The sequence below is a fragment of the Stenotrophomonas sp. STEN035 genome (assembly GCF_056759935.1).
In genome coordinates this window covers 172,824-190,147 of sequence record NZ_JBRRDY010000001.1, presented here as the reverse complement: position 1 = coordinate 190,147, position 17,324 = coordinate 172,824, and the positions used below count along the sequence as shown (strand labels likewise).

General features: G+C 63.6%; 18 protein-coding genes. 11 read left to right on the top strand and 7 right to left on the bottom strand.

Annotation, left to right across the window (positions count from 1 at the left end):
* Window positions 1-59: 59 nt before the first annotated feature.
* Window positions 60-1,661 (bottom strand): murein biosynthesis integral membrane protein MurJ, encoded by a 1,602-nt coding sequence (gene murJ, locus ACVOLL_RS00815; RefSeq protein ID WP_481511186.1) that lies wholly within the window; start codon window positions 1,659-1,661, stop codon window positions 60-62.
* 115 nt (window positions 1,662-1,776) lie between these two features.
* Here murJ and rpsT point away from each other — a divergent pair, with 115 nt between their 5' ends.
* Window positions 1,777-2,046 (top strand): 30S ribosomal protein S20, encoded by a 270-nt coding sequence (gene rpsT, locus ACVOLL_RS00810; protein WP_057629708.1) that lies wholly within the window; start codon window positions 1,777-1,779, stop codon window positions 2,044-2,046.
* A 530-nt stretch (window positions 2,047-2,576) separates the two neighbouring features.
* On the opposite strand, the gene obgE is transcribed toward rpsT, so the two are convergent.
* The 3 genes from obgE to rplU all read right to left on the bottom strand — a co-directional run bounded on the left by obgE (window position 2,577) and on the right by rplU (window position 4,392).
* Entirely contained in the window at window positions 2,577-3,635 is a 1,059-nt protein-coding gene (obgE, locus tag ACVOLL_RS00805) for a GTPase ObgE (RefSeq protein ID WP_481511123.1), read from the bottom strand.
* 168 nt (window positions 3,636-3,803) lie between these two features.
* Window positions 3,804-4,064 carry a 50S ribosomal protein L27 gene (rpmA, locus tag ACVOLL_RS00800; RefSeq protein WP_282269141.1) on the bottom strand — a complete coding sequence of 87 codons (261 nt, stop codon included), beginning with the start codon at window positions 4,062-4,064 and terminating at the stop codon, window positions 3,804-3,806.
* 19 nt (window positions 4,065-4,083) lie between these two features.
* Window positions 4,084-4,392, bottom strand: a complete 309-nt coding sequence (rplU, locus tag ACVOLL_RS00795) for a 50S ribosomal protein L21 (protein WP_481511122.1) — start codon at window positions 4,390-4,392, stop codon at window positions 4,084-4,086.
* 296 nt (window positions 4,393-4,688) lie between these two features.
* Here rplU and uvrA point away from each other — a divergent pair, with 296 nt between their 5' ends.
* Together uvrA and ACVOLL_RS00785 are read left to right on the top strand one after the other, a co-directional pair.
* A complete protein-coding gene (uvrA, locus tag ACVOLL_RS00790) occupies window positions 4,689-7,652 on the top strand; it encodes an excinuclease ABC subunit UvrA (RefSeq protein ID WP_481511121.1) in 2,964 nt (987 codons plus the stop codon).
* On the top strand, window positions 7,649-8,056 hold the full coding sequence (locus ACVOLL_RS00785) for an acyl-CoA thioesterase (RefSeq protein ID WP_481511120.1): 408 nt from the start codon (window positions 7,649-7,651) through the stop codon (window positions 8,054-8,056). The genes uvrA and ACVOLL_RS00785 overlap by 4 nt, the downstream gene beginning before the upstream one ends.
* A gap of 250 nt (window positions 8,057-8,306) precedes the next feature.
* On the opposite strand, the gene ACVOLL_RS00780 is transcribed toward ACVOLL_RS00785, so the two are convergent.
* Window positions 8,307-8,840 carry a carboxymuconolactone decarboxylase family protein gene (locus ACVOLL_RS00780; RefSeq protein ID WP_481511119.1) on the bottom strand — a complete coding sequence of 178 codons (534 nt, stop codon included), beginning with the start codon at window positions 8,838-8,840 and terminating at the stop codon, window positions 8,307-8,309.
* Window positions 8,841-8,956: 116 nt separating this feature from the next.
* Between ACVOLL_RS00780 and ACVOLL_RS00775 the strand changes: the two genes are divergently transcribed.
* A complete protein-coding gene (locus tag ACVOLL_RS00775) occupies window positions 8,957-9,820 on the top strand; it encodes an AraC family transcriptional regulator (RefSeq protein WP_481511118.1) in 864 nt (287 codons plus the stop codon).
* Here ACVOLL_RS00775 and ACVOLL_RS00770 read toward each other — a convergent pair whose 3' ends face one another.
* The gene (locus tag ACVOLL_RS00770) at window positions 9,821-10,264 is read right to left on the bottom strand and encodes a copper chaperone PCu(A)C (RefSeq protein ID WP_481511117.1); all 444 of its coding nucleotides are present in this window, start codon (window positions 10,262-10,264) and stop codon (window positions 9,821-9,823) included.
* Between the two features lie 36 nt (window positions 10,265-10,300).
* Here ACVOLL_RS00770 and ACVOLL_RS00765 point away from each other — a divergent pair, with 36 nt between their 5' ends.
* The 4 genes from ACVOLL_RS00765 (at window position 10,301) to ACVOLL_RS00750 (ending at window position 13,903) form a co-directional block, all read left to right on the top strand.
* Window positions 10,301-11,083 (top strand): enoyl-CoA hydratase/isomerase family protein, encoded by a 783-nt coding sequence (locus ACVOLL_RS00765; RefSeq protein ID WP_481511116.1) that lies wholly within the window; start codon window positions 10,301-10,303, stop codon window positions 11,081-11,083.
* Window positions 11,084-11,175: 92 nt separating this feature from the next.
* Window positions 11,176-12,087 (top strand): acyl-CoA thioesterase II, encoded by a 912-nt coding sequence (gene tesB / locus ACVOLL_RS00760; protein ID WP_481511115.1) that lies wholly within the window; start codon window positions 11,176-11,178, stop codon window positions 12,085-12,087.
* A 3-nt stretch (window positions 12,088-12,090) separates the two neighbouring features.
* The gene (locus ACVOLL_RS00755) at window positions 12,091-12,627 is read left to right on the top strand and encodes a pathogenicity-like protein (protein ID WP_481511114.1); all 537 of its coding nucleotides are present in this window, start codon (window positions 12,091-12,093) and stop codon (window positions 12,625-12,627) included.
* Window positions 12,628-12,688: 61 nt separating this feature from the next.
* The gene (locus ACVOLL_RS00750) at window positions 12,689-13,903 is read left to right on the top strand and encodes an RNA polymerase sigma factor (RefSeq protein WP_481511113.1); all 1,215 of its coding nucleotides are present in this window, start codon (window positions 12,689-12,691) and stop codon (window positions 13,901-13,903) included.
* Between the two features lie 67 nt (window positions 13,904-13,970).
* Here ACVOLL_RS00750 and ACVOLL_RS00745 read toward each other — a convergent pair whose 3' ends face one another.
* Window positions 13,971-14,555, bottom strand: coding sequence for an EF-hand domain-containing protein (locus ACVOLL_RS00745; RefSeq protein WP_481511112.1), 585 nt, complete (start codon window positions 14,553-14,555; stop codon window positions 13,971-13,973).
* 150 nt (window positions 14,556-14,705) lie between these two features.
* Between ACVOLL_RS00745 and ACVOLL_RS00740 the strand changes: the two genes are divergently transcribed.
* The 3 genes from ACVOLL_RS00740 to ACVOLL_RS00730 all read left to right on the top strand — a co-directional run bounded on the left by ACVOLL_RS00740 (window position 14,706) and on the right by ACVOLL_RS00730 (window position 17,272).
* Window positions 14,706-15,467 (top strand): arginyltransferase, encoded by a 762-nt coding sequence (locus ACVOLL_RS00740; RefSeq protein WP_481511111.1) that lies wholly within the window; start codon window positions 14,706-14,708, stop codon window positions 15,465-15,467.
* 120 nt (window positions 15,468-15,587) lie between these two features.
* Complete coding sequence (locus ACVOLL_RS00735; RefSeq protein WP_481511110.1) at window positions 15,588-15,974, top strand: hypothetical protein; 387 nt, start codon at window positions 15,588-15,590, stop codon at window positions 15,972-15,974.
* A gap of 104 nt (window positions 15,975-16,078) precedes the next feature.
* Complete coding sequence (locus ACVOLL_RS00730; RefSeq protein ID WP_481511109.1) at window positions 16,079-17,272, top strand: endonuclease/exonuclease/phosphatase family protein; 1,194 nt, start codon at window positions 16,079-16,081, stop codon at window positions 17,270-17,272.
* Window positions 17,273-17,324: the final 52 nt, after the last annotated feature.

The window sequence follows — 17,324 nt, the reverse complement described above, 5'->3', positions numbered from 1 at the left end:
CGGATCCGGCCCATACGGGCCGGTTCTGTCGTGTGTAGCCCTGAAGTATAACGGGCAGCTCAATGGCCGCGCAGGTCGCGGGGACGGAAGCCCATCGCAATCATCGCCAGCAGATAGCTCGCACCGCCACCGCCGACCAGTACCGCCAGAGCGCCTGCACGCTGCCATTTATCCATGGGCGTGAACTCCGGCAGCCAATGCAGCAGGCCAAGCAGCACCCCCACCATCACCGCACAGGCCACCAATAGACGCAGCAGGTACCCACCCCAGCCCGGCCGGCGCTGGTAGACGCCCGTCTTGCCCAGCCAATGCCAGAGCAGGATCAGGTTCAGGTAGCTGGACAACGCACTGGCAATACCCAGCGCCAGATGCAAGCCCGGCTGCTTGCCCAGCGCCGCCATCACGCCCTGCGCCTTCAGCTCCGGCGGCACCATGAAGTGAAAAACCACTGCCAGCAGGATGAAGTTGAAGACCATGTTGGCGACCAGCGCGACCAGACCTGCACGTACCGGGGTCTTGGTGTCCTGCCGCGAGTAGAACGCGGGCAGCACCACTTTCAACAAGGCGAAGGCCGGCAAACCGAAGCTCAGGCCGTAGACCGCCAGTGCGGTCATCTGGGTATCGAATTCGGTGAACTTCTTGTACTGGAACAGCGTGGCTATCAGAGGCTCGGCGAGCAACAGCAGGGCCAGCATCGCCGGCACTGCGATCAACAAGGTCATGCGCAGACCCCAGTCCAGCGCATTGGAGAAGCCCTCGCCGTCGGTCTTGACGTGATGACGGGCCAACGCTGGCAGGATCACCGTACCCAAAGCCACCCCAAACACGCCGAGCGGCAGCTCCAGGAAGCGGTCAGCCAACGACAACCAGGACTGCGAGCCGTCAGTCAGATGCGCGGCGATCACGGTGTCCAGCAACAGGTTGATCTGCGCCACCGAGGAACCGAACAGCGTCGGCACCATAAGCGTCAGCACCTTGCGCACATCCGGGTGACTCCAGCCCCAACGCGGCAGGGTCAGCAGATTGATCCCCTTCAGCCCGGGCAGCTGGAACAGCAGCTGCAGCACACCGGCCGCCAGCACCGCCCAGCCAAGCGCCAGAATCTGCTTCTCGGGCGTGCCGCCCAGCCGCGGCGCCAACCACAGCGCACCAGCGATCATGCACAGATTGAGGATCACCGGCGTCAGCGCCGGCATCGCGAACCGCTGGAAACTATTGAGCGCACCGCCGGCCAAAGCCGTCAACGAGACGAACAGCAGGAATGGGAAGGTCAACCTGAACAGATCGATCAGCAGACCCTGCTTGGCAGGATCTGTCGCACCGCTGCTGAACAGGAAGGCCAACTGCGGCGTGAAAATCAGTGCCAACGCGGTGACCACCAGCAGCGCGCCACCCAAGGTACCCGACACCCGCGACATCAGCTCGCGCAGGTCGGTATGCGGACGGGTTTCCTTGACCTCGGTGAAGACCGGCACGAACGCTGTGGCGAAGGAGCCTTCGGCGAACAGGCGACGCAGGAAATTGGGCACACGGAACGCCACCCAGAAGGCGTCGGTGACCGCGTTACTACCGAAGGTGGTAGTGATAACCTGATCACGAACCAGGCCAAGAACCCGGGAAATCATCGTCATGCTGCTGAACGACAGCAGCCCCCGCAACATGCGCGGTGAACTCACCCACGGCCCCCTTGACAACTTGACTTGACGTTCAATCGGACAGCCATCATACTTGCATGCTTGCTGTTCCCACCACATCGATTTTCAGGAAACCACCACTGTGGCCAATATCAAGTCCGCCAAGAAGCGCGCCAAGCAGACCGTTGTGCGCAACGCGCGCAACACGGCTCAGCGTTCGATGCTGCGCACCGCCGTCAAGAAGGTGATCAAGGCTCTGGATGCCAACGACGCCGCTGGCGCCGAGGCAGCCTTTGCCGTCGCCCAGCCGATCCTCGACCGTTTCAGCGCCCGTGGCCTGATTCACAAGAACAAGGCTGCGCGTCATAAGAGCCGTTTGACTGCACGCATCAAAGCCATCAAGGCTGCCTGATCCGCGCAACAACCTGGAGTCGCAAGACTCCCGGCATGAAAAACCCGGCCTAGTGTCGGGTTTTTTGTTGGGCGGTTTCCGGGAAAGCGAGATAGGTCCCGCTTGGCTTTGGCTTTGGCTTTGGCTTTGGCTTTGGCTTTGGCTTTGGCTTTGGCTTTGGCTTTGGCTTTGGCTTGGGCTTTGGCTTGGGTTTGGGTTTTGGCCCGACCCAGAAAAGCCTGAACAACCCCCTTCTCCCGTTTACGGGAGAAGGTGCCCGTAGGGCGGATGAGGGGGCCTTTGCTCCAGCTTCGGCTTCGGCTTCGGCTTCGGCTTCGGCTTCGGCTTCGGCTTGGGCTTTTCAAGCAAGAGCTTGCCCTCACCCCAACCCCTCTCCCGCAGGCGGGAGAGGGGCTTTAAGCGCAAAGCCAAAACCAAAGCCAAAGCAGGAGCAGGAGCAAAAAGCAAAAGCCAAAACACCGCCAAGCCCGATAAGCAGAAAACCCGGCTTTCGCCGGGTTTTCTTCATGCAGCAACCATCAACAAAAGCCTTACTCGCCGAGCGCATGACGCTCTTCGGCCTCCAGGATTTTCTGCTGATCGAAGAAAGCCATGATGTCCTTCATGATCGGCCAGGTGCCTTCCCGGCCCAGTGCCGACACCAAGTACCACGGGCCGGTCCAACCCAGCTCCTTGATGATCTGCTCAGCCGCAACCTTGGCCTCGTCCTCGAACATCAGGTCAGCCTTGTTCAGCACCAGCCAGCGCGGCTTCTTCAGCAGCTCCGGATCATGCTTGCCCAGCTCTCGCTCGATCGCACGCACCTGCTCAACCGGGGAAATACCTTCAACACCACCTTCCATCGGCGAGATGTCGACGAGGTGCAACAACAGACGGGTGCGCTGCAGATGGCGCAGGAACTGCGCGCCCAGGCCAGCACCGTCAGCCGCACCTTCGATCAGGCCCGGAATATCGGCGATCACGAAGCTGCGGTAATTCTCGACCTTCACCACACCCAGGTTCGGGTACAAGGTGGTGAACGGGTAATCGGCGACCTTCGGCGTTGCCGCCGAAACCGCACGGATCAAGGTGCTCTTGCCCGCATTGGGGAAGCCCAGCAGGCCAACGTCGGCCAGCAGCTTCAGCTCCAGTTTGAGCAGGCGCTCTTCACCCTCCTCCCCAGGCAGCGCCTGACGCGGCGCGCGGTTGGTGGAGCTCTTGAAGTGCATGTTGCCCAGGCCACCCTTGCCACCCTTGGCCACCAGCAAGCGATCGCCGTGCGTGGTCATGTCGCCAATGACTTCGTCGGTGTCGACGTTCATCACCACGGTGCCGACCGGCACGGTGATGACCAGGTCTTCGCCACCCTTGCCATAGGCCTGACGGCCCATGCCGTTCTCGCCGCGCTGCGCCTTGAAGATGCGGTCATGGCGGAAGTCGACCAAGGTGTTCAGGTTTGCGTCGGCGCGGATCCAGACGCTGCCGCCATTGCCGCCATCGCCACCATCCGGACCACCGAGCGGAATGAACTTTTCGCGGCGAAAGCCGATACAGCCATTGCCGCCTTTGCCAGCGATGACTTCGATCTCCGCTTCGTCTACAAGTTTCATGAATTTAACGCCGGGATTAGGAAATGGGGATTGGGGAATAGCAAAAGCAGGTACTGCCCATTATCGGCCCTGCACCCCGGAATGTCGGGGTTCCAACGAAAAACCCCGCCGAAGCGGGGCTCTCGTCAGCAGCCCACACCGGAGTATGGGCGGCTTGCGCGTACGGAATTAAGCTTCCGTGACAACGCTGACGGTACGGCGCTTGTTGGCACCCTTCACCGTGAACTCAACCTTGCCATCGACCAGCGCGAACAGCGTGTGGTCACGGCCCAGGCCGACGCCTGCACCCGGGTGGAACTGGGTGCCGCGCTGACGCACGATGATGTTGCCAGCTTCGATGGCCTGGCCACCGAAGATCTTGACGCCGAGGTATTTCGGGTTGGAATCGCGACCGTTGCGCGAGGAACCTACGCCCTTTTTATGTGCCATGACGGATGCTCCTTAGCAATTAGCCGGCGATGCCGGTGATTTCGATTTCGGTGTAGTACTGACGGTGACCCTGACGCTTCATGTGGTGCTTACGACGACGGAACTTGATGATCCGGATCTTGTCGGCGCGGCCATGAGCCACAACCTTGGCGGTCACCGAAGCGCCCTTCAGCGCGTCACCCAGCTTGATGCCGTCGGCATCGCCGAGCATCAGGATGTTGTCAAACTTGATCTCGTTGCCAGCTTCGACTTCGAGTTTTTCCACGCGCAGGGTTTCACCCTGAACGACGCGGTACTGCTTACCGCCAGTTACCAGAACTGCATACATGACCAGACTTCCTCTGTAGTTATTGTGGTCGCCTTGCCCGCCATCGAGGGCGGACAGAAGCGGGATTTTACCGGCCATACCGGGCCCGGGTCAACCCGCCCCCTGCGCTGACGCGCCGGGGCTGAACCCCGGTTCAGCCCCGTAGCCAGCCTCCGGCCCACTGGCGGGAAACAGCACTGGCAAAACTGGCAATTGCCCCCAAATGACAAGGTCGCTAGGCTGATTGACTGCCGTCAGCGACGCCCCCACACCTCCTGCTACCGGCCCAGCCGGCAGCAGTCCAAATCGGATTTCCCATGGCGATGGATTTCATCCGCATCCGCGGTGCGCGGACGCACAACCTCAAGAACATCGACCTCGACCTGCCCCGCGACAAACTGATCGTGATCACCGGCCTGTCCGGCTCGGGCAAGTCCTCGTTGGCGTTCGACACCATCTATGCCGAGGGCCAGCGCCGCTATGTCGAGTCGCTGTCGGCCTATGCGCGGCAGTTCCTGAGCGTGATGGAAAAGCCCGACCTGGATCACATCGAAGGCCTGTCGCCGGCGATCTCCATCGAGCAGAAGTCGACCTCGCACAACCCGCGCTCAACCGTTGGCACCATCACCGAGATCTACGACTACCTGCGCCTGCTCTATGCCCGCGTCGGCAGCCCGCGCTGCCCGGACCACGGCTACCCGCTGGAAGCGCAGACCGTCAGCCAGATGGTCGACCAGGTGCTGACCCTGGATCCGGAGCAGCGCTACATGCTGCTGGCGCCGGTCATCCGCGATCGCAAGGGCGAACATGCGCAGTTGTTCGACCAGCTGCGCGCGCAGGGTTTCGTGCGCGTGCGCGTTGATGGCGAACTGTATGAAATCGATGAAGTGCCGGCGCTGACCCTGCGCCAGAAGCACACCATCGAGGCCGTGGTTGATCGTTTCCGTCCGCGCGAAGACATCAAGCAGCGCCTGGCCGAAAGCTTTGAGACCGCGCTCAAGCTGGGCGATGGCATGGCCACGGTGATGACCCTGGATGCCGCCGACAGCACGCCGCAGCTGTTCTCCTCCAAGTACAGCTGCCCGGTCTGCGATTACGCGCTGCCGGAGCTGGAACCGCGCCTGTTCTCGTTCAACTCGCCGGTCGGCGCCTGCCCGGGCTGCGATGGCCTGGGCGTGGCCGAGTTCTTCGACCCGAACCGTGTGGTCGTGCATCCGGAGCTGTCGCTGGCCGCCGGTGCTGTGCGCGGCTGGGACCGCCGCAACGCGTATTACTTCCAGCTGATCGCCTCGCTGGCCAAACACTACAAGTTTGACGTGGACGCCACCTGGCAGTCGCTGCCGGACAACGTCAAGCAGGCCGTGCTGTACGGCAGCGGCGAAGACCAGATCACCTTCACCTATTTCACCGAAGCCGGCGGCCGCAACCAGCGCAAGCACCGCTTCGAAGGCATCATTCCCAACCTTGAGCGCCGCTACCGCGAGACCGAGTCGCCGGCGGTGCGCGAGGAGCTGGCCAAGTACATCAGCTCGCGGCCGTGCCCGGAGTGCAAGGGCGCGCGCTTGAACAAGGCGGCGCGCAATGTGTTTGTCGCCGATCGTCCGCTGCCGGAAATCGCGGTGCTGCCGATCGACGAAGCCAAGCGCTTCTTCAGCGAACTGAGCCTGCCCGGCTGGCGCGGCGAGATTGCCACCAAGATCGTCAAGGAAATCGGTGAGCGACTCGGCTTCCTGGTCGACGTCGGTCTGGATTACCTCACCCTGGAGCGCAAGGCCGACACCTTGTCCGGCGGCGAAGCGCAGCGTATCCGCCTGGCTTCGCAGATCGGCGCCGGCCTGGTCGGCGTGATGTACGTGCTGGACGAGCCATCCATCGGCCTGCACCAGCGCGACAACGAGCGCCTGCTCGGCACCCTCACCCGCCTGCGTGATCTGGGCAATACGGTGATCGTGGTCGAGCATGACGAAGATGCAATCCGGCTTGCCGATTACGTGGTCGATATCGGCCCCGGCGCAGGCGTGCACGGCGGTGAAATCGTCGGCCAAGGCCAGTTGCAGGACCTGCTCGACGCACCGCGCTCACTGACTGGCCAGTACCTGTCGGGCAAGCGTCGCATCGAGATCCCAGCACGCCGCCACAAGCCCAATCCGAAGATGACGCTGCGCCTGCGCGGCGCCAGTGGCAACAACCTGAAGAACGTGGATCTGGATGTTCCGTCCGGCCTGCTGACCTGCGTCACCGGCGTGTCCGGCTCGGGCAAGTCAACGCTGATCAACGACACCTTGTTTTCGCTGGCAGCCAACGAGATCAACGGTTCTTCGCACCCCATCGCCAAGTACAAGAGCGTCGAAGGCCTGGACCTGTTCGACAAGGTCGTCGACATCGACCAGTCGCCGATTGGCCGCACCCCGCGTTCCAACCCGGCAACCTATACCGGCCTGTTCACGCCGCTGCGTGAGCTGTACGCACAGGTACCGGAGGCGCGTGCGCGTGGTTACTCGCCGGGCCGTTTCAGTTTCAACGTGCGAGGCGGTCGCTGCGAGGCCTGCCAGGGCGATGGCCTGATCAAGGTGGAAATGCACTTCCTGCCGGACGTGTATGTGCCTTGCGACGTCTGCCACGGCAAGCGCTACAACCGCGAGACGCTGGAGATCCTGTACAAGGGCTACAACATCAATGACGTGCTGCAGATGACGGTCGAAGATGCCTTGCGTCTGTTCGAGCCGGTGCCGTCGATTGCACGCAAGCTGGAAACGTTGATGGACGTCGGCCTGAGTTACATCAAGCTGGGCCAGAGCGCGACCACACTGTCCGGCGGTGAAGCACAGCGCGTGAAGCTGTCCAAGGAGCTGTCGCGCCGCGATACCGGCCGCACTCTGTACATCCTCGACGAGCCGACCACCGGCCTGCATTTCCACGACATCGAAGCCCTGCTCGGCGTGCTGCACAAGCTGCGCGACGAGGGCAACACGGTGGTGGTGATCGAGCACAACCTGGACGTGATCAAGACTGCCGACTGGATCGTCGATCTTGGTCCGGAAGGCGGCCATCGCGGCGGTACAGTGTTGGTCACCGGCACACCGGAAGACGTTGCCGCGCATCCGGACTCCTACACCGGCCAGTTCCTGGCCAAGATGCTGCCCTCGACCAGCGCGCGCCCGGAACAGCCGGCGGCCGTGGCCAACAAGCCTGATGCGCGTCCGCCGCGCAAGGAAAAGCCGGTCAAGAAGGCAGCCGCAAAGAAGGCTGCTGCCCCCGCAAAGAAGAAGGCTGCAAAATGAGCAACGAGCACAAGCAACTGGCCCGCGTGCCTATCAGCGTGCGTTGGCGTGACATGGACTCGATGGGCCACGTCAACAACGCCAAGTACGTTTCGTATCTGGAAGAGGCGCGCGTGCGCTGGATGCTGGGCGTGGAAGGCGTGTCGATGACTGACCGCATCGCACCGGTCGTAGCCAATACCAACATCAACTACCGCCTGCCGATCGTGTGGCCGAACGACATCGTGGTCGAGTTGTTTGTCGAGCGCCTAGGCAATAGCAGCGTGACCATTGGTCACCGCATCGTTGACCAGAACGACGGCAGCAAGCTGTATTCGGACGGCAATGTGGTGGTGGTTTGGATGGATACGCAGACCGGCAAGAGTGCACCGTTGCCGGAGGCTGTGCGGGGTGCTTCGAGCTGAGCGGCAGCGAAGCGGGCAGATCGTAAAAATGCCTGAAACCTCCCTTCTCCCGCATGCGGGAGAAGGTGCCCGAAGGGCGGATGAGGGGAGCTTTTAGAGCTTTTAGAGCTTTTAGAGCTTTTAGAGCTTTTAGAGCTTTTAGAGCTTTTAGAGCTAAAAGCGCCCTCACCCCAACCCCTCTCCCGCAGGCGGGAGAGGGGCTTGCATCCCGCGAGTTGAAGCATTGCTGGCACTGCACCAACAAGCGGCCTTACTTCAACGCAACCTTCGGAAAATCCACCGGCACATCCAACGCCACGTTGATGTAGTTGGTGAACAGATTCAACGCTACATGCGCAAGAATCTCGACGATCTGCTCGTCACCGAAGCCGACACTTCGCAGCGCTGCCACATCGGTATCATCCAGCTGCGCACGTTGCTCCACTACTTTCAGCGCGAAGCGCAATGCCGCTGCGGTACGCGCGTCTTCGGCCTGGCCCAACTGTGCGAATGCCATCTCAGCCGCACTAGCGCCCGCCTTCTGCCCCAGCACAGTGTGCGCGGCCAGGCAGTACTCGCAGCGGTTGCGGTTGGCGATGGCGACGGCGATCTGCTCGCCGAGCTTGCTGCCAAGGCTGCCCTTGCCCAGCGCGCCAAACGCAGCCCACATGCTCTGCAGGGCGGCCGGGGAATTGGACACTGCCTTGAACATGTTCGGCGTCGCGCCGAAGGCCTGGTGGATCTGCGCCAGCAGCGGCTGGCTGGCGGCGGGGGCGGTCCGGGTTTCCAGATTGATGCGTGACATGGTGATCTCCTGATCGGTTGGGATGCTTGCCGGGCCATCAGCCCGTGGAAGAAGTATCCCGCCCGAATCAGAACTATTTGATACGATTAGTTCATCAAACAAACCAATTGATACAGATGAGAAGTCTCCCGCCCGTAGATCGCCTGGCCGGCGTCCTGGAGAACTTTCGCTTCCAGGCCCAGCTGTTCCACTCCGGCCCGCTATGCGGACTGACCAGCTTCGATGCGGGCGAAGGCCATGCCTATCTGCACGTACTGCGGCGCGGCCAGCTCGAGGTCAGCCATCCCGGCAGCCGCGACGTACCAGCCTCGATGCACTTCGAGGAGCCGACGCTGCTGTTCTATCCGCGCCCGCTCAGCCATCGCTTCCACAACCCACCGCGCGAAGGCGCCGATTTCACCTGCGCGCGGCTTGATTTCGATGGCGGCATCGCCCATCCGCTGGTCCGTGGACTGCCGTCGCTGATTGCATTGCCATTGGCACGCATCCCAGGCCTGGCAATGACGCTGGAACTGCTGTTCAACGAGACCGACAACGTCCGCTGCGGCCAGCGGCTGCTGACCGATCGCCTGTTCGAAGTCGTGGTCATCCAGCTGCTGCGCTGGCTGCTGGATCATCCGCAGGAAGCCGGGATACCCGCCGGCTTCATCACCGGCCTGTCGGATCCACGCTTGTCGCGCGCACTGGCAGCGATGCATGACCAACCCGGCGGAAGCTGGACACTCAGCAGCCTCGCCGAACAGGCAGGCATGTCGCGCACCGCATTTGCCAACAGTTTTCGCGACATCGTCGGGCAGACGCCGCTGGATTACCTTACCGATTGGCGCATCGCCTTGGCCCAGCGCCGGCTGCGCCAAGGCCGGCCGATCAAGACACTCGCCGACGAGCTGGGTTACGCCAATGCCTCGGCGCTGTCGCGGGTGTTCAGCGCCAAAACTGGAATGTCGCCGCGCGAGTGGCTGAAGCAGACCGAGGCCTGATCAACGCGCAGGCGCCTCGCGCCGTACCTGCAGTATTCCATCAACCTTTGTTCCATCTTCCAGGCTCAGCCGCAACGGCAACTGTGCGCCTTCCGCCAGCGGTACTTCCGGCTGCATCAGCATCAAGTGCAGACCGCCGGGCTTCAGCTCGGCAACCGCCCCGGCAGCAATCGGCAAGCGTTCGATCTCACGCATCCGGCTGACGCCTTCCGTGACCGTGGTTTCATGCAGCGACACATCGCCAAAGGCCTTGCTGCCCGCACCGACGACAACCACCTCGCTGGCGCAGCCGTTGCGGATGCGCGCAAAACCCGCCGCCATCCGCATCGCCGCCGGCGTCAACCGCACCCATCCCTGTTCCACAGTCACACAGGCCGGTGCTGCAGCTGCGACCTCGAACGCACACAAGGCCAACAGTACGCCCACGAATGGTTTGGTTATCATCAGGCCACGACTCCTTGCCGTACGAGAACCCGCAGCATGACCACGCTCATCGAAGTGATCAACCATGGCCCCATCCGTGAACTGCGCCTGGCGCGGCCGCCAGTCAATGCGCTGGATACCGAACTGTGCCGCGCCCTGATTGCCGCCGTCACCGTGGCCATGACCGACGACGTGCACGGCATCGTGCTGTCCGGCAGCGAGCGCATCTTCACCGGCGGCATGGACGTACCGCACCTGCTCTCGCACGGCGATGACAAGCGCAAATTGATGGATAGCTGGCAGGCCTTCTTCGGCGCTGCGCGGGTATTGGCCGAAAGCCGCGTGCCGGTGGTAGCCGCGCTGACTGGCCACTCGCCGGCTGGCGGCTGCGTGCTTGCACTGTGCTGCGATTACCGGGTGATGGCGCGCAGCGCCGACCCGGCAAAACCCTATGTGATCGGCCTGAACGAGGTCCAGGTGGGGCTGGTCGCGCCGGAAGGCATCCAGCGCCTGATGCGACGCGTGGTTGGCCACCACCGTGCCGGCGTATTGCTGACCGGCGGCCAGCTGGTCAGCGCCGAGCGCGCCCTGGAGATCGGCCTGGTCGATGAACTGGCTGACGGCGCGCCACAGGTGGTCGAACGCGCCATCGGCTGGCTGCAGGCCCAACTCAAGCTACCGGCGCAGCCGATGCTGCAGACCCGCGCCATCGCCCGCGCCGACCTGCACGAGGCCATGCAAGCCGAGCACATCCAGCTGGAGCGCTTCGTCGAGGCCTGGTTCTCGCCGGATGCACAGGGCGCTTTGCAGGCCTTGGCTGCTCGCTTGGGCAAGAACTGAGCATCGCTCGGTCCGGGCTGGGGATCGGTACCGGCAGCAGCGCCTGCCTGCGTACCCCCTCCCCTGCTCGCCTATAATCGCGGCCTGTCGAAATGAAGGCCGCCGCCTTGTCCAACACGCCCGAACCCGTGGTATCCGAGCTGATTGACCTGCTGTCGCTGGAGCGGCTGGAGGACAACCTGTTCCGTGGCCAGAGCCGCGATATCGGCACCAAGTACGTGTTCGGCGGGCAGGTGCTGGGCCAGGCGCTGGCGGCCGCACAGGCAACCGTCGAGAACGGCCGCCACGTGCATTCGTTGCATGCCTATTTCCTGCGCGCCGGCAATATCGACCACCCCATCGTCTATGACGTGGACCGCACCCGTGACGGCGGCAGCTTCTCGGTGCGCCGGGTCACCGCCATCCAGCACGGCAAAGTGATTTTCTTCTGCGCGGCCTCGTTCCAGCAGGCCGAGCGTGGTGCAGAACACCAGCACAAGATGCCGGATGTGCCGCAGCCCGAGGACATCGAGCCGAGCCGTCCGCTGCCGGCCGATGTGCTGGAGCGTTTGCCGGTGAAGGTGCAGCGCTGGCTTTCGCGTGGCGGCCCGTTCGAGTTCCGCCACGTCTATCCGCGCGACGAACTGAACCCGCCCAAGCGCCCGCCCTATCACCAGGTGTGGCTGCGCTTGAACGAGAAGATCGGCGATGCGCCGGAGCTGCACCAGGCGCTGCTGGCCTATGCCTCCGACTTCCATCTGCTCGGCACGGCCACCTTCCCGCACGGCATCAGCTACTACCAGCCGCATGTGCAGATGGCCTCGCTGGACCACGCGATCTGGTTCCACCGCCCGTTCCGCGCCGACGACTGGCTGCTGTACTCGCTGGACAGCCCCAGCGCGCAGGACTCGCGCGGCCTGGCGCGTGGCCAGTTCTATACCCGCGATGGCGTGCTGGTCGCCAGCACCGCACAGGAAGGCCTGATCCGCGTGACCCCCGACGACAACGAAGCGAGCAAGGGCTGAACCATGCGCAAGATTTTCAGCAGCCAGCGCGTCGAGAACGCCGAAGGTGTGGCGCAGATCCTGCGTGATGCCGGCATCGAGGTACGCGTCACCAACGGCCGCTCGTACCACAGCAAGCGCCGCGGCCAGTTCAGCTATACCGACAAGGTCAACAACGAGAACCAGCCCGCCGTCTGGGTGGTCCATGCCAATGACCAGCCACGTGCGCGAGAGATCCTGCGCGACAAGCGCCTGCTCGATACCACCCGCCGCGACCATCCCACCGCCGAATACGCCTTCCGCGAAGCACCCGCCGAGGCCAGCAATGGCCGCAGCTGGGCGTGGCGCATCCGCATCGCCCTGCTGGTGGTGATCGCCGGCGTGGCGCTGGTGATCATGATGCGCCATCGCACTGCGCCGACCGCCGCTCCCGCTGCCCCCGCCGCACAGGCACAGCCGGTCCAGCAGCAGCCCAGCGACGACGAGTTCCGCGTCCGCATCCAGTCCCAGCCCGACGCCCCGCAGCCGGCACCGGCACCGGCACCGGCACCGGAAAAATAGTCGGTCACATCGGGCATCGGCGCCCGTCCTGTTTGGCAGTACCGTCGAAAAGGCCTGTCCGATGAGCACCGAAACGCTGGAAATCATGCTGCAGAACGAACTGCCTGCCGCCCGCAAGGGTTGCACGCAGTCCTATGGACGCATCGTGCAGGGCTGCCAGAACACGGTGACCGCCATTGCCCTGGCCATCACCCGCGACGTTCAGGCCAGCGAGGACATTGCCCAGGAAGCCTTCATCAAGGCCTGGCAGCAGCTGACCCAGCTCAACAACGCTTCCAGTTTCCTGCCTTGGTTGCGGCAGATCACCCGCAACCTCGCCCGCGACTGGCTGCGCGCCAACCGCAACCGGCCGCTCAGCGGCGAAGGCGCGGAAATAGCCATCAGCATGGCTGCCGATCCCTCACCCAATGGTGTCGATGCCCTGACGCGGGTGGAGGAAGAACTGGTCGCCGAGGAAATCATCTCGGCCCTGCCCGAGGACAGCCGCGAAGCCCTGCTGCTGTACTACCGCGAAGGACAGAGCTCGCAACAGGTCGCCATGCTGCTGGGATTGAGCGATGCGGCCGTACGCAAGCGCCTCTCGCGTGCTCGCGCCAGCGTGCGCGAAGAGATGCTCAAGCGCTTTGGCGAGTTCGCGCGCAGCACCGCACCCGGTGCAGCGTTTACTGCACTGATCAGCTCGGCCGTGATGCTGGCGGCCCCGGGTGCAGCCAGTGCGGCGATCATCGCCAGCGGTGCAGGCGTTGCCGGCGCGGGCGCTGGCAAATTGGGAATCGGCAGCCTTGGTGCAAACACTGCCGGCAGCGGCGCGGCCGCAGGAACACTCGGTGCGGCGATAAATGCCTTGTTCCCGAACCCATTCGATCTGTGGGTGGTACTGGGCGCGGTCGTGTTTGGCACCGTGGCCGCCTATCTGTCCAACCTTTACCTGCTGCACTTTGCCGAGACGCCTGAGGAAACCCGACGCGTTCGCCGCTTCATGCGCCTGCACACCATCAGTGCCTTCGTGTTCTGTATCTGCGCCATGGCTGGCGTTGTGTTCCGCATGGGCCTGCTTGGCGGTCTGTTGACCCTGGCAATAGGCATGGCCGTACTGAACTACCAGTATCTGATCACGCTGCCGAGGGTGATGGCGCCGATGCTGGCCCGCGATGCGGCGCGCCATGGCCGCAAGGGTCCGTCCTGGATCTACCGCAGCATGTTCGGGCGCAGCGCCGTGGTCAGCGCATCGCTGCTGGCGGTTGCAGCGACGCTGTTCGCGCTACTGCAGCGCTGAAGTCCCACAACAAAACACCCCCGCTGTCGCCAGCGGGGGTGTCGTCGATCGGCGCCTTTCCGGGGACTTACTTCGCAGCCGGAGTCTGCGGCGGCATCGGGCCGCGCGGACCACGATGATCGCGGTGACCGTCCCTGCGCGCGGCCTCCAGTTCGGCCGGGCTCAACTTGCCATCCTTGTTGGTATCAGCCTTGGCAAACCACTCGGCACGGCGCTGTTCCGCACGGGCCTGACGATCAGCCTGATCGATGTAGCCATCCTTGTTCACGTCCAGACGGGTGAAGTTGGCCTGGTACTCGGCGGCGCTGATGCGGCCATCATGGTCGGTATCCATGCCGCGCATGAAGCCGCCATCGCGCTGACCGCGACGCCCGCCGTGGCGATCACCGCCGTGACGCCCGTCATGACGCATCTGCACCATTTCCTCGCGCGACAGCTTGCCGTCCTTGTTCTTGTCCAACTCGTCGAAACGCTGCGCCAGACGCGGGCGCGCCGCTGCTTCCTGGCGATCAACCACGCCATCATTGTTGGCATCCAGGCGCTGTGGCGCCGGACCGGTGCTGGTCGGCGCAGCCGCGAACACCAAGCCGGTCGCCGAGGTGGCCAGCAGCATCGCCAGCAGGAGGAGAGGTTTGCGGTGGGTCTTGGTCATGGTGTGGCTCCGTGGTGAGACTGCGGACGCGGCATTGCGTCCTCGCTACGGTCAACGCACCAGCTGTCGACTTGGTTGACCTGCGTGCCGGCCATATTCATCACGCAGACAGGCGCAGGTTTTGCGACGCGCCACGGCTATGCTGTACGCATGGCAGCCCACGGCGAAAACAACGAAGAACTGCGCCTGTTCCAGACCGGCGAGCACCCCTGCGGCTATTGGCCGGAACGGCAGGCGCGCGACCTGGTGCTGGACCCCCAGGACGAGCGCCTGGGCGCGCTTTACCCGATGGCGCTGACCTGGGGCTTCCGCCGCTCCGGTGACCTGGTCTACCGCCCGCACTGCGAAGGCTGCCGCGCCTGCGTGCCGGTGCGCATTCCGGTGGAACGCTTCAACCCGGACCGCAGCCAGCGCCGCTGCCTGGCGCACAACGCCGACCTGCAATGCCGGATTCTGCCCGCCGAGCGCACTGACGAGCAGTTCGCGCTGTATCAACGCTACCTGTCCCACCGCCATGCCAAGGGCGGCATGGACGAGCACGGCCCGCACGAGTTCGACCAGTTCCTGATCGGCAGCTGGTCACATGGTCGCTTCATGGAGATCCGCATGCCCGGCGCGGCCGGCCAACGCGGGCAACTGCTGGCCGTCGCCGTCACCGACGTCACCGACCTCGGTCTGTCGGCGGTCTATACCTTCTTTGACCCGGAGCAGGAGAAACGCAGCCTCGGCACCTTCGGCATCCTGCAGCAGATCGCCTGGGCCCAACGCAACGGCCTGCCGCACTTGTATCTGGGCTACTGGATCAATGGCCACCGCAAGATGGATTACAAGCGACGCTTCCATCCGCTGGAGTATTTCGACGGCAAGCGCTGGGTGCAGGACAGCCAAAGCAACCGCAACGACCCGCCGTGATTGAGAAGCTACTCAATTGTGACGCGCTTTTATACATATTTAACCGGGATTTATGCAAAATAGGAATGTCATCGCGCATCGTGATGGCGCAAGGAAGTATCCATTCAACAGGAGTAATGCGTGAAGACCCAACTTTTGATTCTGGCTGCAATTGGCACCCTGGCCCTCGCTGGCTGCAAGAAGGCCGAAACCCCGGCCACCGACGCACCGGCAGCCACCCCGGCCGCTGCTCCCGCAGCCGCTGCAGCTGAAGTCACCCCGGCTCCGGCCACCGACACCGTCAAGGCCGGCACCGGCGTTCCGGAATGCGACCAGTACCTGGAAAAGGTCTACGCATGCATCAGCGACAAGGTGCCCGAAGCCCAGCGCGACATGATGAAGCAGGGCATCGAGCAGTCGCGTAGCGCCTGGGCAGGCGTGACCGACAAGACCGAGCTGGCCAACCAGTGCAAGACCGCGCTGGAACAGGCCAAGACCAGCTTCGGCGCGATGGGCTGCACGTTCTAAGCAACGTAACAGCGCTATCCGTGGACGCCCCGCTTGCGGGGCGTCCGTGTTTCCGCAGCTTCGTTTTTCGCCTCATCGTCATGACGACGTGAGAAAATCGGCAGATGCGCATCTCAACCCTACTCGCCCCGATGACCCTGCTGCTGGCAGCCTGCTCCACCTCTCCCAGCGGTAGCGCCAGCCCGCCTGCCCAGCTACGGCTGGCAACCTACAACACCTCCCTGTACTCCGAGGAGGAAGGCGGCCTGATACGCGAACTGCAGGGCGACAGCGCGCACGCGCGCAAGATCGCTGCTGTACTGCAGCAGACGCGGCCGGATCTGGTCCTGCTCAACGAATTCGATTTCGACGACGCGCACCGCGCTGCCGACCTGTTCCAGCAACGCTATCTTGAAGTCGCCCAACCCGGCGGCGGCGAAGCACTGAAATACCCATATCGCTACCTGGCACCGGTCAACACCGGCGTGCCCAGCGGCCTGGATCTGGACAACAACGGCACCGTAGGTGGCAAGGGCCGCGAACGCGGCAACGACGCCTGGGGCTACGGCCTGCACCCGGGCCAGTACGGCATGCTGGTGCTGTCCAAGTACCCGATCGACGAAGCTGCGGTGCGTACGTTCCAGCTGTTGAAGTGGAGCACCCTGCCCGGTGCACTGCGTCCGATCGAGCCGACTACCGGCAAATCGTTCTGGCCGGATGCGGTGTGGTCACAGCTGCGACTGTCGTCCAAATCGCATTGGGACGTGCCGGTACGCACCCCGCTGGGCACGGTGCACGTGCTGGCATCGCACCCCACCCCGCCCGTATTTGATGGCAAGGAAAAGCGCAACGCCGCCCGCAACCACGACGAACTGCGGCTGTGGAAGGAATACCTGGATGGCGGCGACAAGCCTTGGCTGTGCGATGACAAGGGCACATGCGGTGGCTTGGCTGCCGACGCACGCTTCGTCATCGTCGGCGATCTGAACAACGATCCGGCCGATGGCGACGGCCGCCACGACGCCATCCTCGAACTGCTGGAACACCCACGCGTGCTGCGCTACCCGACCCCGACCAGCGTCGGTGCCGAGCAGACCAGTCTTGCCTATGCGGAGAAGGGCATCGTCCGCCGCGGCGCACCTCAGCACGCGACCGGCGACTTCGGCCCGCGCTCGGGCACCATGCGCCTGGACTATGTGCTGCCGTCCACCGGCCTGAGCTACATCGGCAGCGGCGTGTTCTGGCCAGCCAATGACAACCCGGAGGCGAAGATCGCCGACGGCAGCGACCACCATCTTGTCTGGGTTGATGTGCGCTGAGCACTGCAAATTGCATCTGAAGGTTTTGCATGACGCCGGCGCCAGCCGGCGT